The organism is Thermoanaerobacter sp. RKWS2, from assembly GCF_026240795.1.
Classification (GTDB): Bacteria; Bacillota; Thermoanaerobacteria; order Thermoanaerobacterales; family Thermoanaerobacteraceae; genus Thermoanaerobacter; species Thermoanaerobacter ethanolicus.
The window spans coordinates 2,043,777-2,061,129 of sequence record NZ_CP110888.1; the positions used below are offsets into that span (position 1 = coordinate 2,043,777).

The following is a 17,353-nucleotide window of genomic DNA, read 5'->3' on the forward strand; positions in this document are numbered from 1 at the left end:
ATTATAATAAACTTATGTCAATAAAATATCAAAAATTTGTTAAGAAAATAGTTTAACAATTTTATTGATTTTTTATTAACAATTGTTTTATACTTTAGAAATGCTGGCACAGGACCTCATATTCTTTAAAAAAATAGATGCAGATATGCTAGGAATAGGTCCTTTTATACCTTGCGAAAACACACCTTTAGAAAGGGAAAAAGGCGGCAATGTGGAAATTGTATTAAAAATGTTGGCTTTATCAAGACTACTATTGCCTGACATTAACATACCTGCTACTACTGCTTTGGCTGTTAAAGACAAAGCAGGTTATATTAAAGGACTAAAATGTGGAGCTAATGTAATAATGCCAAATATAGGTATAGATGAGTATAAAAAATTATATAAACTTTATCCTGGAAAAGTGCCCGACAATCCCTCTGAAGCTGTAAATAGCCTTGAAAATATCAAAAAGCTTATTTTATCCCAAAATAGGACAATTGGAAAAGATAAAGGCTATCGTAAAAAAATATTAAATAACAATCGTTCCTTTCTTTACAAAAACTTTTTAGAATAAAGTTCTATAGCTTCCTCAACAGTGTCTACATCTTTCGCTACTATAGGAGTTTTATTCCATTCTTCTTTTATTCTCCTTTGGCTCTCTTTACCCATTGCCTTGCCAATAAAAACTTGACAGTCCTTTAAAACTTCCATTATCTCATCTGCCTCAGCATGTTTATGTTTATCTCCCCCATAGGGATTTTCCCTTTCTTCAACTTTTTTGTAGCTATTATTTTCATCTACTTCAAAGATTATAAAATACTTGCTCATTCCAAAATGGTTATCTGATAAATGTATCTTGTCGTTAGAGCCTATTGCCACTTTTATCACAAAAAGTCCTCCTCTTCTGTTAAACAATAATTGATGAACTGGTAGTCAAATAAGATAGTTTGTCTTTTAAAACAGATTTTAGGATTCCATATTCGTCTATTCCCGTGCAATGACCTGTATATATTTTCTTTATTCCATAGCTATCTATTTTTTTGGCTATTTCTATGATTTCTTCTTCTGGCATACCTCTTAAATGAAAACCTCCAATTAATGACTTGAGAGAACTTCCTTCAAAACGCCTTTTTGCCGTTCCCAAAATATTTAATATACCTGCATGGGAACATCCCGTAATTACATTAATTCCATCTTCCTCTTTTACTACCACAAAAACCTCATCTAAAAAATTATCCTTTATTTTTTCTCCTTTTTCTTCAATTAAAAAATTCTTAGTAGTGAATTCATTGTCATAAACTATGTCAGTGCTTGTGATCACAAAAAAATCTTTTTCTACTTCTGTATCTTCCTCTATTAGCACAAAATTATTTTTGTATTTATTGTAAATTGCTAAGTTAAAACCTATCTCATCTATATTTCCATTTTTCCTCAATGCATATTTTTTATCTAAAATCCGCTTATGAGCATATATTTTTACATTGGGATTCTTTTCAAGTAACCCTTTTAGCCCTCCGATGTGGTCATAATGGCCATGAGTAAGCACTACTTTTTGTAACCTTTCTACCTCTATACCCATTAAACCACAATTTTTTATAAAGTTTTCACTCTGGCCGGTATCCACCAAAACTTCTTTATCATCTTTTTTTACTAAAATTGATAATCCATGTTCTGCTACAAAATTTTTATTAAAAACCACATTTTCTATAAGCACTTGTATTTCCAATTATTCTCTCCTCCCTTCTTTAATGATGATGTTCGTGTTTTTCACAAGGACTGTTAGAAGATATCAAAGTACCATTGATGTACTTCTCTGCCACTTCTGTAGCATTTCCTTCAGCGCCAGTTATTACATCTATTCCATAACTATTAAAAAGCTCAATAGCACTAGTCCCCATTCCTCCAGAAATTATACAATCAACTCCTTTGTCTTTTAAAAACTCTGGGAGAAATCCTGGCCTATGACCGGGATTAGGTAAAAAAGTAGAGTCTTTTATTTTACCATTCTCCACATCAAAAATCCAAAAACCTTCACAATGTCCAAAATGCATTGAAACTTCTTCGCCTTCTGAAGCAACAGCAATTTTCATTTACTTTCCACCCCTTCATCTAAAATTTCTTTAATCCTAAGCCACATTTTATAAATTTGCTGGTAAGCAGTGCTGTCAGGATAACTACTTAAGCTTTGTAAATTTTTTAAAGCTTTTACAACTGTTTCATCAAAATCTATTTTCCCAACAACCACAATGTTGTTTTCCTCACAATATTTTTCTATTTGTTGTGATACTTCTTTATTTAAATCCCATTTATTGACACACACCACGGAAGGAACTTTAAAGCTTTCTATCGCTGACAATACTCTCTTCATGTCAGCAAAACCAGAAAGTGTAGGTTCTGTAACAATTAATACCAAATCAACACCCGTAGCAGAAGCAAGGACAGGACATCCTATTCCTGGAGTGCCATCAATTATCAAATACTCATCGTTATCGTCACTTACTTCCTTCGCCTTCTTTCTCACCTCTGTCACCAATTTCCCTGAACCATCTGCTCCAGGAAAAAGCTCTGCATATACTACTTTTTCTCCCGACTTTGTCTTGGCATATACTACATGGCCTGTTTTTTCCTCTACCAATTTAATCGCTTCAACAGGGCATTTATACATGCAAAGGCCACAACCTTCACAATAATAAGGATTTACCTCAAAATTTGAAATAGCATCAAACCTGCAAAGTCTTTCACAAAGTCCGCATTCAATACACTTGTCTTTGTCAATTACTGCTGTCTCTTTGCCGTAAAAGTCTTGCTTTTCTATTATTTCTCCTTGCAAAACTATATTTAGGTTAGGAGCTTCTACGTCACAATCCGCCATAATCTTATTTTTGACAATGGTGCTCAAAGTAGTGGCAACTGTGGTCTTCCCTGTACCACCTTTCCCGCTTAAAATTGCTAACTGCTTCATTTTTTTATCAACCCCAATGCATCAGTCGTCAACTTCTCAAATATTCCTTTTACCTCTTCATTAACCTCAATCAACAATTTACCTTTTGAATAGGCCTCTGCAAACTCTTTTTTAAAAGGAATCTTCGCTAAAACTTTTATGCCTTCTTTTTCGCAGTATTCCTCGATAATATTGTCCCCTTCCCCAGCTTTATTAATGACAGCGGCCATAGGAATGCCCATCTGTTTTACAAGCTGTACCGCTAAATCAAAGTCGTGCATACCATAAGGGGTAGGTTCTGTAACCAGAATGCACAAATCACTTCCTTCAATAGAATGTATAACTGGGCAGGAAGTCCCTGGCGGGCTATCCACTATTACAGGTTTATCTACATTCTCAATCAATTTATTAATCTCTTTTAAAATAGGCACTCCAGTCGCTTCTCCATAATTTAATTTTCCGTCTATAAAATCTACGCTTTGGGCTTTGCCCTTCCTTATCGTTCCAATAGGTTTGTATTTTTCTACTATGGCATCATAATGACACATCTCAAAACAAGCTCCGCAGGAATGACATAAGTGGTCAAACACGAGAATTTTTTTGATTAATTTTGTCAAAGCTCCAAATCTACACGCTTTTACACACTCACCACATAATGTGCATTTGTCGTAGTTTATTTCAGGTATTACGACTTTAACCGTTTTTTCATCTTCTATTTGAGGATTTAAAAATAAATAGCCGTTAGGCTCTTCTACATCACAATCAACGTACAGGCTATTATTAAAAGTTTTGGCAAGGTTAACAGAAACAGTTGTTTTTCCTGTCCCACCTTTACCACTCAATACAGAAATCTTGACTCTTCTCATCTTCAATGCTCCTTTTAATGATGGTGATGTCCTTGATTTGTCGCTTCTGTTATCTTTTCAAGGCTTCCATTTTTAAAAAGCTCTATGTTTGTTTTTACATCTCCTTCTATTGCTTTATAAACTGGAATTTCTGCTGCTTTAAATACTTCCATAGCGTTTGGTCCTACATTGCTTGAGATGAGAACTTGTACGCCTTCATCTATAAGAGTCTGTGCCGCTTTAGTGCCCGCACCACTGCTTTGGGCTACTGCAGCGTTGTCAATAACTTTATAATCCATCGTCTCACTATCAACTATAATAAAATATTGAGCTCGTCCAAATCTTGAATCCACCTTAGCTTCAAGAGTTTTTCCTTCTGAGGAAATAGCTATTTTCATATTGCATCCTCCATTTCATTATTGACATATGTTACTTACATTTATTAATATATTATTATTTTTGTCATATGTCAATAAATTTATTAAACAAAAAGCGCACTTAATCTGTTTTACTATAACACTTTAGCCAAATTATATCAAATTAAAGCATAAAAATAAGCAGCCACTTGCGTGACTGCGACTTTTAAAACTAATTATTCCTCTTTTTTATCGTCTTTTTTCTCTAATTGGTCCAATCTTTCTTTTATATATTTTAATTGGTCTTCCAAATATTTTGCTTCAGCACTTAAAACATCTTTTTCATTTATATTGTAGCCAGGATATTGAGGATACCCATAACCATACCATCCTCTTGCCCAACCAGGAAATCCTGTTAAATAGTACATATGTCTAAATCCTCTTCCTCTGCCGAACCAACCGAAGCCTCTGCCAAATCCCCAGTATGCTCCTACAGGATTTAAATAACCAGGTACATTATATCCTGAACAATATCCTAAGCCTCTTCCTGTTCTTGGGCCTAAACCCATTGGACCTGTTCCATCTCCTCTTGGCATATCAATCCCTCCTCTTTTATTTTGGTCATATGACCATTACCTAGTTATATAATATCACTGTTATGGACTTATGTCAATAATATTTTACCCAAAAAATATTTTTTATTGTTGAATTTTTAAATTCTTTCACTTATATACTTCACTATATTATTTCAACATATTTAAAACATGCTCTAATTCTTCACGTATTTTTTCAATATCTTTTAGCAATGTCTGATAACAAGCTTTTTCTCTTTCGAAGCTATCTCTATCAAATTTATAATCCTTTATTGACTTAGCAAGTAGTTCTTTTACAGTATCATACATCGTTTGTAATTTAAAATTCATATCTTTTTCAAATTCACTAAAACTTTCTTCAATCCTTGTTAATAAATCATAACGAATGCGACCTATGTTTCTGTCAACATCAATGTCTACTCTATCTAAAATCCTTTTTAAAATAATTTTTCCAGCAAATTTTTTAGGCAAAAAATAGGTAAAATACACAGGGTCTATTTCTAATGCACCAACATCATATCCTATCTTGTATGTAAATTTACTCTCTGCCGTAATACCACCTACGCTTTTAAAATATTCCAGATTTATGCCGAACAATTCGTTTGCTACTGTTTTTACTTCATCAATGACTGCATTGAGCCTTAAAAGATAATTAGACAAAGCTTTACTATATTGTTCTTCAATATCCCTTTCAATATGACCTTTTAATTTTTCAAATTCTTCTATAATAGCTCTTTCGAGGTACTTTTCAAGCTCTTTTTCTGATTAATTCGACTAAAGTCACGAATACCGTGGTAATATCCTTTTATCTTTTCTGATACTCTTATACTGATAAACTGTTTATATTCTTCCATCTTTTTATCAAAATTCTGTAAAATATTTTTCATATCACCTTGAAACAATAAGGATATTTCTTTTTTGCTTTTTTCAACTTCTTTAATAAAGTTCTCAAAAGATTTTATATTAGATTCAAGACGCTCTAATGGAATTTGTTTCAATTTTATACTGCTTTCAAAAAAGTTTGGCACATCGAAATAATTCTTTCAATATTTTTGGCATAGCTTTCAAGCAACACTTTTTCTTTTTCTTTTATTAAAAAATTCTGCAAATCATTTTCCAGCTTTTGAGTTCCACTCTTTTCAATTGCTTTATTATCTTTTGATATTTTGCCTTCTAATGCCAATTTAGCAGAAATTGGATAAATAGAAATGTTATTATTCTTTGTAATTTCTCTTACAATATTTTCATTAAAATTGATTATTTCCTTTAACTCCATTTCATTTACATAGTCAATTTTATTTAAAACAAAAAATATTTTATTAACATTTTCAGATATTTTAGACAAAAACTCCTTTTCCAGTTCACTTATAGGAGGGTCTACTGAAAGCAAAAAAATCACAGCATCAGCTTTATTTATATAACTATATGCAACATCTGTATTATGTTTATAGACTGAACCAATTCCCGGTGTATCTATGATTACTACGTCATTACTTATAAACTCAAAAGGATATCCTATATGTATTTCCTTGACTCCTTTTATGTTTTTAGGGTTGTTTTTTTCTGTGCAATACAAATCCAATTCTTTAATGTCAATATTTTCACTTCTGCCATCATCATATAGAACTTTTGCCCATATATCAGTGCTATATTGGATTTTTGTTATAACAGATGTTAAAGGAACAACACCTGTTGGAAGTATATCAGCTCCTAACATATAATTAGTAAATGTTGATTTTCCTCTTTTAAATTGTCCTAATATCACAAGATAAAAAATATTATTGCAAAATTTATTTTTAACTTCTGAAACAGCTTCTCCTACTGCTTTAATATTGATATCTTTTGATATTCTTTCTATTTTTTCAAATATCACATCTAAGCTTCTTTTCATCTGGTTATATTGCTCCTTCATTAGCTCACCTCATATCAACAGTATAATCGAAATTCAGATATGGAGTGACATTTTTTACCTTACCATCACCCCCTAAAAAGCAAAATAGTTCCTACTGGCTTTTACACCAAGTAGGAACTATCAGCCCTTCGGCGGTTGAAGTGAGTTCCATCACTTTTTATACAATTGTCAATATCATTATACCCAAAATGTAAAAACTTTGCAAGATAGTAAAAGCTAAAGATATGCGTGCAGTATATTTCTGTTATATGATATAATGAAATCAAGGGAAGATTTATTAAAGAGTGTGTTTGACTTTTAAAGTGTGACTTTCAAAGAATGAGTCTATAAGTTTTGAAAGACAAGAAGAAAAAGTAGAAAAAAGTTTCAGAAGGGATGAGAAATTATGCCTAAAATATCTGCTTTTGAAAAACATTTTGACAGATATGAAGAATGGTTTGAAAAAAATGAATACGCCTATCAATCGGAATTAGATGCTGTAAAATTGCTTATGCCGAAATTTGAAAAAGGGTTGGAAGTAGGAATCGGAACTGGAAAGTTTGCAGTACCTCTAGGTATAAAAAGCGGAGTAGAACCTTCTTATCAAATGAGAAAAATTGCTTTAGAACGGGGTCTTAATGTGGTAGATGGAGTAGCAGAAAATCTTCCGTTTGAAGACAACTCTTTTGACCTTGTTTTAATGGTGACGACTGTATGTTTTGTAGACGATGTGCTAAAATCCTTCAAAGAATGTTTTAGAGTACTTAAAAATAGCGGTACAATTTTAATAGGCTTTGTAGATAGAGAGAGCACAATTGGCAAAATATATCAAGCAAATAAAGAAAAAAGTCTATTTTACAAAGAAGCAACGTTTTATTCTACAAGTGAAATAGTTGAATTGCTTTATGAAGCAGGATTTAAAAATTTCAATTTCTCACAGACCATTTTTAAAAAACTTGATGAAATGAAAGAAAAAGAACCTGTAAGATATGGCTTTGGCAAAGGCTCCTTCATAGTAATAAGCGCTAAAAAATGATATTTGAACTACACTTTTTAAAACAAAGCTTTTATTACGTTGTCTAAAAAATCCCCTTCTTTGGGTTGCGTATCCTCTTTTGATTCTATTTTTTCTATCAATGTACCTGATAAAACAATTTGCACATTTTGATTTCTATCCACAATTATTGAAATAGGTTCCAAAGCTCCACTAAGTATACCTAAAATAACCATTATCTGTGAAGGGGTTAAGACTCCCTTCTTTTTTTCATCTCCTCCTTTTCCACCTGTATTATCTTTTTCACCATTTTCCCCATTCCCTTTATCACCTTTCCCTCCATCTACATCAGGATGTTCTCCACCTTCTTCATCTTTATCCTCCTCCTTATTTTCTTTTTGACCATTCTCTTCGCTATTTTCCCTTAATCCTAGCTTTAATAGCAAATCTTTCAATTGGGATTCTAAATTATCCGATGAAAACATGTATTTTCTCCCCCTATAACTTTTATGTCATCTTATTGGCAGTGGAAAAATTATTATCGCTGGCTCTTCAGGTTTTGCATAACCCAAACCGAAATAGAGAATCAACGAAAGTACAATTACAAGCAAATAAGCATTTAATCCTTCTTTTTCTTCTTTCATAGCGATCACTCTTTTCATAAAATTTTATATACTCATTTTTATATATGATTTTATAGTTTGTCTTGTGCTTGTACTGAATAATAAATATAGGCCTCCACATTAGTATGGAAGCCTATGCTTTGTCTCCTCTGTATATTAAAGCTTCTTCGTCTACGTATAATTCACAAGGTTTATATTCATTTTCAATTCCTTTTGAATCTTTTAAGGTCTCTATACGATACATAGAAGACCGGTACCAATTAAGTTTTGGCTCTACTTGCACAAATTCATATTGTTTACCTACTGTATTTAAAAGATAGTCCCAATTTACATAATGATTAAAGTTATGGATAATATCTGTCACTACCACTTTAAATTTACTTGCTAAAATTTGCTGGAAAACATTCCACTTTTCCAATGAGGCCTCTATCGACGTCAGTCCAAAATACCCCGCACACCCTTCTTTGGAAAGAGCAGAAATCCCTCTTCCTATGCAAATTTCCAAAGCTTCTATAGTCTCTGGCGGGTCAGTAATAAAAGTATCAAAATACCCTACATATTCCTCTGGTAGTTTGTCTCTAAAATCGTATTTCATGGCTTTTATAGGCAGATTATATTTATTTGCCACCTCATTGATGTATTCCACTAGTCTATCGTCTATTTCCATCACAACAATTTCCGTTGTCATACCTGAAAGTCCTGCTGCTATACTTACAAGGTCATCATCACCTAAAACTAAAAGCTTTTTCCCCTCTAAATCTCCTCTTTCAGCCAGGAGAGCTATTCTGCCCACCACTGTTTGTGTCGTAACAAAACCTTGGTCATAATCGCTAATAGCTTTTGGGCGATTTACTGTCACTTGGTCAAATTTTTTGATCAAGTCTTCTAATTTAGAAAAGTTTATCCCTCGTCCTTCACACGCGTGACAAGTATATGTTCTTTTTGGAGCTATTTTAAGACTCCCAAGATATTCTAAACCTTTAGAATTAAATTTTATATCTCCATTTTTCTCAACTTTCAACAAATTTTTTTGACGTAGTAACTCAATTATTTCTGCTACAACTGAAAAAGGTTTTTGTGAAAGAGTTATAATCTCCCAAAAATGCGGAGTTGCTGCAGCAGCTGACAATATTTTTTCCACATCCTTAGAGGAAGTCATAACCCCTGTTTTTTGGTAGATTTGGTGCGCTATATCTTGTAGACTTTCCATCTTCTCACCCCCATAATAGTATTTCTACAAGCTTTTTACACCTTCAAAATACCATACAGGGGTATATTCCATTTAAGCCAATATTTAGGCCAGCACATAAAATTATACATTTAATTGAATAAAAAAGTCAAGAGAGGTCAAAATTACGTAGTCTCCCTCTCTATCAGAGTTATAGGCAAAATATTTTCTTTTTCCACCTTTTCACCATCTATTTGGCGTAATATCAGTTCAATAGCTTTTCTTGCTATTTCTTTAATTGGTTGTCTTACGGTTGTTAAAGAGGGAACTACCAAATTAGCAACATTTATATCATCATAACCTACAATTTTCAAATCCTGAGGTATTTTTTTATTTAACTCTTTAGCCACACTTATTACAGAAGCAGCGATTAAATCGCCACTGGCAAATATCCCGTCGATGTCTGGATGTTCTTTAAAAAGGTCTCTTACTATTTTTTTAAATTCTTCTATTTCAAAGCTATTTAATTTTGTTTCTACAACGTAATGTTCCACACCCTCTTGTGTTGCTACATCTTTGAACGCTTTATAACGGTTATTTGCCGGTGTATTCAAAATCAATGGTCCGCTTATGTGAGCGATTTTTTTACATCCCTTTTGTATTAAAAGTTTTGTAGCCAAAATTCCACCTTTATAATTGTCTGAAGCTACATAAGGTATATTGGAATAATATCTATCAATTGCCACTATAGGAAGTTTCACATTTAAATATTGCTCTGCTTCTAAGGTATGACTGCCAATAATTATACCATCAACTTGATGTCTTTTCAGCATATCTATATACTCTTTTTCCTTGCTACTATCTTGCCCAGAATTGCACAACAAAATTTTATAACCTTCTTGATAAGCGTAATATTCTATGAAACTTGTCAACTCTGCAAAAAAAGGGTGTGATACATTGGGAATTAATAAACCTATTAAATAGGATTTTTTTCTGTATAAGGACCTTGCTAATTCGTTAGGCTGGTAATTTAATTCTTTCATCGCCTCATAGACTTTTTTCTCGTTACCTCGCTTATATAGCCTCTGTTATTTAAAACCCTTGATACAGTCGTAACAGTAACTCCTGCTTTTTTCGCTACGTCTTTTATAGTTGGCATGTCTATCACCTTCTATTACTACTTTTTATCTCCTCTTCTATTATACCTTTATCGTAATTACAATTAAAGTTTTCATATTGAGATAATGCGCGTATTAAAATCGCTTTCTTTCGCTTAATTTAGCCTACAAAAATACGGACTAATGGCATATTTTACAACGATTTTACACCATGTACTAGTAAATATTTTACTTCTTCTAATGTTGGCATTGCAGGAATTGCTCCTCTTTTAGTTGTGCATAGTCCACCGGTAGCATTAGCAAAGTCAATAATTTTTTCGAGTTCTTGAGTTTTTAATTTATCTAGGGGATAATCTATTTTTGATATATTATAAAGAACTCCTCCTAAAAAAGCATCTCCAGCTCCTGTTGTATCTACCACATTTACACGATATGCAGGTATATGTCCTGTGCCCGATGTATGTCTATAATAGCAACCTTTTGCTCCTAAAGTTACTAAAACTAGTTTTATCCCCATATCAAATAATGTTCTACTGCCATATTCCAAGTTTGATTCTCCAGTTAGAAATTGTAGTTCGTCTTTAGATAATTTCACTATATCTGCATATTGTAATCCCAAAACCATTTCTTTTTTCGCAACAGTTTCATTTTCCCATAAAGGTGGTCTCCAATTTGGGTCATATGAAATAATTTTTTTATTTTGTTTTGCATATTCAATAGCTTTTAATGTGGCACTTCTCGAAGGTTCATCTGTCATAGATAAAGACCCAAAATGAAATATTTTTCCTTTTTCTATTAAATCCAGTTCAATATCCTCTTCTTCCAACATTGTGTCAGCTCCCGGATTTCGATAAAAAGTAAAGCTTCTGTCTCCTTTGTCATCAAGATGTACAAAAGCAAGAGTTGTATTTGCTTTTGTAGTAAATTTTAAACCGTCAGTATTAATTTGATTATTTTCAAGCACTTTTTTTAAAAAATATCCAAATTGGTCATCACCTACTTTACCTATAAAAGCACCTTTTCCTCCTAATTTTGTAACAGCAGTTAACACATTTGCAGGTGCTCCCCCAGGATTCATTTCAAATAGTGTATTTCCATTATCAGAAAACCCTGCAGGAGTAAAATCAATCAGCAACTCACCTAAAGCTATAACATCATACATTATAATCACCCCACACAGATTTTATTTTACACTGTGGTAACGCTCAATTTAAATTTATCAATAAATTTAATCTACAACAATATCCCATTTATTTAAATAATTAATTTTGCATTCCCCTTTAGAATATACAGATATATTTACCGAATCTTTGCTAGGATATATCCTTCCACTCATTACTTTTTCCCCATCATTAATAAATATCTCAACCGAACTTACATCTACAAATACTCTGAGTTTAAGTTTATTATTTTTTAAAGCTACATTTATTTTCCTTTCTCCTTTAGGTCCTATACCTGATTTATTGCGGTCAAATATAAATAATGATTCATATCTTTTATATGATAAAATAGTTTCTTCATTGTCTCCTTTTCTTATTTTTAAACCAAATTCCTCTGCTTTACCCCCCTCAAACTCAACTTCAAGTTCATAACAGTCACCATATGTGTCTAAGTTTTTTTCTCCATCTAGCTTTAAGTTTATAAGCTTATAATGATTTTTTCTGTAGTTTTCTATTTCTTTAATCGGCCTAAAATATAATTTACCATTAACCATTAAAATTTCCCTTGGTAATATCATGGCTCCAGCCCAATTATGGCCTCTTTCTTGTGTTGGCATAACTTCCCCCCACATATCCATCCATGCAACCATAAGCCTTCTTCCCAATTTATCACTAGTAGTTTGTGGAGCATAAAAGTCAAATCCATAGTCAATCTGTTGATAACCATCAATATCAAACTTAAATATCCCTTTGTTTATGTCTAAATCTCCAATAAAATAGATAGATGAGTGAGTACTATTAAAATCATTCCCTCTAGTCTTTATATGTTCTGCAGATACCATCAGTACATGCCTACCCTGTAATTCAAATAAATCAGGACATTCCCAATTGTAACCTGTGTTTTCATTCCCTCTCGCAAGTATATTTACAAAATCCCAATCTTTTAAATTTGTTGATTTATACAATAATACCTGCCCGTGTCCATTTCCATCATTTGAACCTAACATCATGTAATAATATTGTCCGTTTTTAAAAACTTTAGGATCTCTAAAATCCTTTTTACTTGCTTCTTCTGGAATTTGTTTTTCTCCAATTACAGGATTTTTACTATATTTTATGAAATTAATGCCATCTTTCGAGTAAGCCAAATTTTGAACCTGCTTATAATCTTTACTCTTATCAGGTCCTGTATATATGTGTCCAGTATACAGTAAACATAACATATCGTCTTTTTCAATGGCACTACCTGAAAAACACCCATCTTTGTCAAAATCATCTCCCGGCACTAACGCTATTGGAAGATAAGTCCATTTAACCAAATCCTTACTAATCGCATGCCCCCAATGCATTGGCCCCCAAACTGCATCATAAGGGTTGTGCTGATAAAACAAATGGTAATTATCCTTGTAATATATAAATCCATTAGGGTCATTAATCCAACCATATTCACCCATTAAATGGTATTTCAATCTATATTGTAAATTTAATCTACTCTTATTTGCTTGAATATACTTATTTGCGTCATTTATATTACTCATTCCAATTCTACCTCCAGTCCATTATTTTATTGCACCCTTTGAAACACCTTCTATAATCTGCTTTTGCATTAGTAAATATACAATTATTATAGGAATTATAGCTAACATAAGAGCTGCCATAGCACGTCCATAGTCAACCGTGTAAGTTCCATAAAAATAGAAAACAGAAAGCGGTAGAGTCCTCTGCTCTGGTGCCATAAGTACTAAATATGGCAATAGAAAGTCATTCCATATCCATAATATATCCAATATAGCTATTGTTGTTGTTACTGGCTTCAAAAGCGGAAAAACAATTTTAAAGAAAGTCTGAAGTTGGCTACTTCCGTCAATAGTAGCAGCTTCTTCTAATTCCAATGGTATACTCTTTATAAAACCGTGATACATAAATACAGCCAAAGATGCACCAAAACCTACGTACATATAAATCAATGCCCATTTGCTATTCATCATGCCGATAGAACCATATATTTTTACAAGGGGTATCATTATCCCTTGGAAAGGAATAATCATAGATGCCACCATAAAAAAGAACATAAACTGATTGAATTTCCACTTTTTTCTTACAAATATATAAGCAGTCATTGATGACAGCAATGTAATCAAAAATACACTAAAAGCAGTTATAATCAAAGAATTCAAAAAAGCATGTATATAATTCATTTTTGTAAAAGCATCAATGTAATTGCTTAAATTCAGCACCGACGGAAGCTTGAGTGGACTTTCGAGTATTTCCTTTCTCTCTTTAAAGGAATTAATTAAAACTATAAAAAATGGAAATATATAAAGCACCAAAAAAATACTTAAAGCAAAAAATTTTATTCCATTAAGTAGGCGATTATTCTTTTCCATCAATTTTCCACCTCCAGTTTTTTGCTAAAATACACTTGAAGCAACGTGACGGTCGCTACCACAAAAAAGAGGAAAATCGCTTTTGCCTGACCAGTGCTATACTGCTGGTGCAAAAAAGCAGTATTGTATATGTGAAGTGATATCAATTCTGTACTTTTATAGGGGCCTCCATTTGTCAAAGCTAAGTTTATATCGTAAACCATAAACCCTCTTTGTAATGTCAAAAAAACACTTATAGTAAAAGAAGGCACCATTAATGGAAGTATTACATTTTTTAGTCTTTGATAAGAATTTGCACCGTCTATACTTGCCGCCTCTAACAAATCTCTCGGTATATTTACCAGACCTGCAATATATATCACCATCATGTAACCAGTATATTGCCAGACTGTCACAATAACCAAAGCCCAAAAAGCTTTGTCAGGGTCTGATAGCCAAGAATTAGAAAAAATCGGTACATTGTATGATTTCCCAAAATATACTAAAATCTCCGAAAAAATAAATTGCCATATAAAACCTAATAATACTCCTCCTATCAAATTGGGAGTAAAAAATCCTGCTCTAAAGAAATTTTGACCTTTTAAACCACTCGTTAATACATAAGCCAAGAAAAATGCTATAACGTTAATCAATATCACTGCGAAAAATACATATTTTAATGTCAATAAAAAAGATGTCCAAAACACCTTATCTTTAAATGCTTGTAAATAATTTGAAAAACCTACAAAAGCATGTGTAGCAGAAATACCATCCCAATCAGTAAAAGTTAAATATATTCCATATAAAAACGGTAATATTATTACTGTGAGAAAAGCAAAAGTAGTAGGTCCTGCAAATATCAAGTACGTTTTGAGTTTAGCCAACAAAGTTTTTTCTTGATTCACATTCATATCCTCCTTTACTTTTATATTGAATAACGGATAGACAATAACATTCTATCCGCTATTCAATCAAATCTTACGTATTATTGAACATTTTTCCAATAATTTTCTATTTCATCAATCAAGGTTTTTCTATCAATTTTACCTGCCAAATACTTCTGCATTGAAGCTCCTACGTTTGGCCAGTGATCTGGCGGTAATGTAGTCATAAACTCTAAAGTATTGCCACTTTTAACATACTGCAGAATAGATTTAGCAAGTGGGTTTTGTGGCTGTAAAGTTATGTTCTTAAATGCAGGTATAATGTTAAGTTTGTTCACAAGCATATCTTGACCTGTAGAGCTGTATACTAACCAATCTAAAAATTTCTTAGCAGCTTCTTGCTGCTCAACATTATTTTGTGTTTTATCTATACCAATAAATTTTGTAGCACCTACAGGTATACCTGAATTACCATAGTCATCTGGGTTATTGCTAATTGGTACAGGTATAAAGCCGTATTGTTCATTTGCAGTATCAAATTCTTTTATCTGTGGCCATGCCCAATTTCCCATAAACCAAAATCCAACTTCACCTTTACCAATAAGTTGTGGTCCTCTCTCGTAAGTCGCAGATAATGGGTCATCTTTATCTATGTTGTACTTTTTCATCATGTCAAAAGTATCCATTAAACCATTAAACACTTTATTATTTGCTAAATCAACTTTTCCAGCTTTTAAGTCTGATAAAAATTGAGCTACTTGAGCAGGATCTTTAGATTGGGCTGTATATGCTATTGGAAGGAAATGTCCGCCTAAAGACCAATCCATTGGAGGAATTGCTATTGCTTTAACACCTGTTGCTTCTACTTTTTTAAATGCTTCTTCCAAAGCATCTCGCGTCCTTATTGAACTCGGATCAAAGTTTCCACCAAAAGCCTTGTCCAGTACAGCCTTGTTGTAAATAAGTCCATATCCTTCAACAGCAAATGGGAACGCTATAACCTTTCCATCCACTGTAGCTGCATTTAAAGCACCATCTATCGCATCTGAAACCCATTTTTCACCGCTTAAATCTAGGAACTTATCTTTGAATTTCGATACCTCACCCGGATCTATCATTGCCATTGTCGGTGCATTCCCAGCTGCATACATTGATATAACCTTTTCAAAAGGCGTCTGATCAGCTGCTGTAGGAATGACTTCTACTATAATATTCGGATTTTCTTTTGTAAAAATTTTAGCTACCTCTTCTAATTGAGCCTGACTTTCCGCCTTAGAATTTAGCAAAGTAATTTTTACAGTCTTTGTTGCCGTGGCAGTACTATTACTTTCTCCATTATTGCTGCTTTTTGTACCACAGCCTGCCATGAGCGAAAAAATCAATGCAAACGTCAACATAATGGATAAAATTTTTCTCTTCATGACAATCCCCTTTCTTTAAATTTTTTTGATTTACTCTTATTATACTTGATTAATTTTTATATGTCAACCGTTTGACATAAATTTTTTGATAAAATGTCAACCGTTTATAATACGGTTGACATTTTTGAAACTTATTAATAATTATAATAGGTTATATCTTGCTATTTTATTAATTTGTTCAACTAATCGTTCTACCTTTTCCTTTTGTGAAAATTCAAATCGTGACTTAAAAACATTAGAGCCAGATACATTAATAGATAAATTTAAAAACCCAGTTTCTTCCTCATCAATGTACGCATTTAAAATCTTATGTACAGGAATGTAAATCCATATACCACCATACTTTGCATCTTTTGTAGACTTTACATTTTCTTCTTCTAATATTATTAATTCTTTATTTGTAAATATAATCATATGAGAAGTGGATTTTATTCTTGTAAAAAATTTTAGGTATGGTACTTTTATTTCCCGTTGATATAAAAAATCTATTACTTTTTCTCCATTCAATACAGCTTTTTTTGCATGATTCATAAACTTGTAATTTATATCCCTCAAACAATCAAAGTCATCTATTTCTTTTTCCTTATCATACGTTTCTATGTCACATAATAATATACGTAATTTTTCAATTATAGGCTTAAATATATTTTCGACAACAGTGTTGTACTCAAGCACAAATGACCTCGTTTCACCTTCTATGTTCCCATTTATTTTTAGCCATGAATATAACAATATAGACCCATTTTCAATGTAATTAATATTTTCAATAGGATACGAAACAGCATTAATACTATTTTTCATTTTTTCGAGAAAAACCACATTATTTTCATACAAGAACATGAGTTTATCGTTTGTCTTTCTTCTACCCCAGCTATCAGCAGGAGCATATACAGCATTTAAAAAACGCGTCGAATCTTTAAAGTTTTTATCGTAATAAGATTTAAACATTTCAGGAATTTCACTGTAGTCTTTTATAGTTCTTGCCCAGGAATTTATATCCGACGGCATTTC

Annotated in this window: 17 protein-coding genes, 3 pseudogenes and 1 riboswitch; of the genes and pseudogenes, 2 read left to right on the forward strand and 18 right to left on the reverse strand. The window is 32.4% G+C overall.

All coding sequences use genetic code 11. From position 1 onward, the window contains the following. Window positions 1-91 precede the first annotated feature (91 nt). A pseudogene (locus OEI98_RS10855) lies at window positions 92-556 on the forward strand ([FeFe] hydrogenase H-cluster radical SAM maturase HydE); the annotation flags it as partial. On the opposite strand, the gene OEI98_RS10860 reads toward OEI98_RS10855, so the two are convergent. From OEI98_RS10860 to OEI98_RS15365, 8 genes and pseudogenes are all read right to left on the reverse strand, one after another. Beyond that, window positions 535-870 carry a NifB/NifX family molybdenum-iron cluster-binding protein gene (locus tag OEI98_RS10860; RefSeq protein WP_266037859.1) on the reverse strand — a complete coding sequence of 112 codons (336 nt, stop codon included), beginning with the start codon at window positions 868-870 and terminating at the stop codon, window positions 535-537. The pseudogene OEI98_RS10855 and the gene OEI98_RS10860 sit on opposite strands and share 22 nt — an antisense overlap. A gap of 19 nt (window positions 871-889) precedes the next feature. Then, window positions 890-1,708, reverse strand: coding sequence for an MBL fold metallo-hydrolase (locus OEI98_RS10865; RefSeq protein WP_266037861.1), 819 nt, complete (start codon window positions 1,706-1,708; stop codon window positions 890-892). Between the two features lie 19 nt (window positions 1,709-1,727). Continuing rightward, window positions 1,728-2,072: a NifB/NifX family molybdenum-iron cluster-binding protein gene (locus OEI98_RS10870; RefSeq protein ID WP_029688253.1), complete on the reverse strand. Its 345-nt coding sequence runs from the start codon at window positions 2,070-2,072 to the stop codon at window positions 1,728-1,730. Further along, the gene (locus OEI98_RS10875; RefSeq protein ID WP_004403535.1) at window positions 2,069-2,944 is read right to left on the reverse strand and encodes an ATP-binding protein; all 876 of its coding nucleotides are present in this window, start codon (window positions 2,942-2,944) and stop codon (window positions 2,069-2,071) included. Before OEI98_RS10875 ends, OEI98_RS10870 begins: the two co-directional genes overlap by 4 nt. After that, window positions 2,941-3,789, reverse strand: coding sequence for an ATP-binding protein (locus tag OEI98_RS10880; RefSeq protein WP_266037866.1), 849 nt, complete (start codon window positions 3,787-3,789; stop codon window positions 2,941-2,943). Before OEI98_RS10880 ends, OEI98_RS10875 begins: the two co-directional genes overlap by 4 nt. 14 nt (window positions 3,790-3,803) lie before the next feature. Then, complete coding sequence (locus tag OEI98_RS10885) at window positions 3,804-4,166, reverse strand: NifB/NifX family molybdenum-iron cluster-binding protein (RefSeq protein ID WP_003868043.1); 363 nt, start codon at window positions 4,164-4,166, stop codon at window positions 3,804-3,806. Window positions 4,167-4,360: 194 nt separating this feature from the next. Then, on the reverse strand, window positions 4,361-4,720 hold the full coding sequence (locus tag OEI98_RS10890) for a DUF5320 domain-containing protein (RefSeq protein WP_266037870.1): 360 nt from the start codon (window positions 4,718-4,720) through the stop codon (window positions 4,361-4,363). 147 nt (window positions 4,721-4,867) lie between these two features. Then, window positions 4,868-6,629, reverse strand: a pseudogene (locus OEI98_RS15365) (dynamin family protein). A gap of 104 nt (window positions 6,630-6,733) precedes the next feature. Further along, window positions 6,734-6,793: riboswitch (Fluoride riboswitch) on the reverse strand. A gap of 221 nt (window positions 6,794-7,014) precedes the next feature. Between OEI98_RS15365 and OEI98_RS10910 the strand changes: the two are divergent. Then, on the forward strand, window positions 7,015-7,644 hold the full coding sequence (locus OEI98_RS10910) for a class I SAM-dependent methyltransferase (protein ID WP_266037878.1): 630 nt from the start codon (window positions 7,015-7,017) through the stop codon (window positions 7,642-7,644). Window positions 7,645-7,661: 17 nt separating this feature from the next. On the opposite strand, the gene OEI98_RS10915 is transcribed toward OEI98_RS10910, so the two are convergent. From OEI98_RS10915 to OEI98_RS10965, 10 genes and pseudogenes are all read right to left on the reverse strand, one after another. Next, entirely contained in the window at window positions 7,662-8,087 is a 426-nt protein-coding gene (locus OEI98_RS10915; RefSeq protein ID WP_042833507.1) for a hypothetical protein, read from the reverse strand. A 27-nt stretch (window positions 8,088-8,114) separates the two neighbouring features. Beyond that, window positions 8,115-8,264, reverse strand: coding sequence for a hypothetical protein (locus OEI98_RS10920; protein WP_156770930.1), 150 nt, complete (start codon window positions 8,262-8,264; stop codon window positions 8,115-8,117). 94 nt (window positions 8,265-8,358) lie between these two features. Beyond that, window positions 8,359-9,435 carry a bis-aminopropyl spermidine synthase family protein gene (locus OEI98_RS10925; RefSeq protein WP_266037885.1) on the reverse strand — a complete coding sequence of 359 codons (1,077 nt, stop codon included), beginning with the start codon at window positions 9,433-9,435 and terminating at the stop codon, window positions 8,359-8,361. Window positions 9,436-9,578: 143 nt separating this feature from the next. Beyond that, window positions 9,579-10,552 (reverse strand): annotated as a pseudogene (locus OEI98_RS10930) (LacI family DNA-binding transcriptional regulator). A 152-nt stretch (window positions 10,553-10,704) separates the two neighbouring features. After that, window positions 10,705-11,673, reverse strand: coding sequence for a carbohydrate kinase family protein (locus tag OEI98_RS10940; RefSeq protein WP_266037891.1), 969 nt, complete (start codon window positions 11,671-11,673; stop codon window positions 10,705-10,707). A 66-nt stretch (window positions 11,674-11,739) separates the two neighbouring features. Further along, on the reverse strand, window positions 11,740-13,215 hold the full coding sequence (locus tag OEI98_RS10945) for a glycoside hydrolase family 32 protein (RefSeq protein ID WP_266040664.1): 1,476 nt from the start codon (window positions 13,213-13,215) through the stop codon (window positions 11,740-11,742). Window positions 13,216-13,230: 15 nt separating this feature from the next. Next, window positions 13,231-14,058, reverse strand: coding sequence for a carbohydrate ABC transporter permease (locus OEI98_RS10950; protein ID WP_266040666.1), 828 nt, complete (start codon window positions 14,056-14,058; stop codon window positions 13,231-13,233). Further along, the gene (locus tag OEI98_RS10955; protein ID WP_266037893.1) at window positions 14,058-14,942 is read right to left on the reverse strand and encodes a carbohydrate ABC transporter permease; all 885 of its coding nucleotides are present in this window, start codon (window positions 14,940-14,942) and stop codon (window positions 14,058-14,060) included. The genes OEI98_RS10950 and OEI98_RS10955 overlap by 1 nt, the downstream gene beginning before the upstream one ends. A gap of 80 nt (window positions 14,943-15,022) precedes the next feature. Continuing rightward, a complete protein-coding gene (locus OEI98_RS10960; RefSeq protein WP_266037895.1) occupies window positions 15,023-16,342 on the reverse strand; it encodes an ABC transporter substrate-binding protein in 1,320 nt (439 codons plus the stop codon). Window positions 16,343-16,483: 141 nt separating this feature from the next. After that, on the reverse strand, window positions 16,484-17,350 hold the full coding sequence (locus tag OEI98_RS10965) for a hypothetical protein (RefSeq protein WP_266037897.1): 867 nt from the start codon (window positions 17,348-17,350) through the stop codon (window positions 16,484-16,486). Window positions 17,351-17,353: the final 3 nt, after the last annotated feature.

Bases quoted from the DNA above. Each gene is read 5' to 3' on its own strand.
- OEI98_RS10870 (WP_029688253.1), bottom strand. From the start codon at position 2,072: ATGAAAATTGCTGTTGCTTCAGAAGGCGAAGAAGTTTCAATGCATTTT.
- OEI98_RS10875 (WP_004403535.1), bottom strand. From the start codon at position 2,944: ATGAAGCAGTTAGCAATTTTAAGCGGGAAAGGTGGTACAGGGAAGACC.
- OEI98_RS10880 (WP_266037866.1), bottom strand. From the start codon at position 3,789: ATGAGAAGAGTCAAGATTTCTGTATTGAGTGGTAAAGGTGGGACAGGA.
- OEI98_RS10885 (WP_003868043.1), bottom strand. From the start codon at position 4,166: ATGAAAATAGCTATTTCCTCAGAAGGAAAAACTCTTGAAGCTAAGGTG.
- OEI98_RS10890 (WP_266037870.1), bottom strand. From the start codon at position 4,720: ATGCCAAGAGGAGATGGAACAGGTCCAATGGGTTTAGGCCCAAGAACA.
- OEI98_RS10910 (WP_266037878.1), top strand. From the start codon at position 7,015: ATGCCTAAAATATCTGCTTTTGAAAAACATTTTGACAGATATGAAGAA.
- OEI98_RS10915 (WP_042833507.1), bottom strand. From the start codon at position 8,087: ATGTTTTCATCGGATAATTTAGAATCCCAATTGAAAGATTTGCTATTA.
- OEI98_RS10920 (WP_156770930.1), bottom strand. From the start codon at position 8,264: ATGAAAAGAGTGATCGCTATGAAAGAAGAAAAAGAAGGATTAAATGCT.
- OEI98_RS10925 (WP_266037885.1), bottom strand. From the start codon at position 9,435: ATGGAAAGTCTACAAGATATAGCGCACCAAATCTACCAAAAAACAGGG.
- OEI98_RS10940 (WP_266037891.1), bottom strand. From the start codon at position 11,673: ATGTATGATGTTATAGCTTTAGGTGAGTTGCTGATTGATTTTACTCCT.
- OEI98_RS10950 (WP_266040666.1), bottom strand. From the start codon at position 14,058: ATGGAAAAGAATAATCGCCTACTTAATGGAATAAAATTTTTTGCTTTA.
- OEI98_RS10960 (WP_266037895.1), bottom strand. From the start codon at position 16,342: ATGAAGAGAAAAATTTTATCCATTATGTTGACGTTTGCATTGATTTTT.
- OEI98_RS10965 (WP_266037897.1), bottom strand. From the start codon at position 17,350: ATGCCGTCGGATATAAATTCCTGGGCAAGAACTATAAAAGACTACAGT.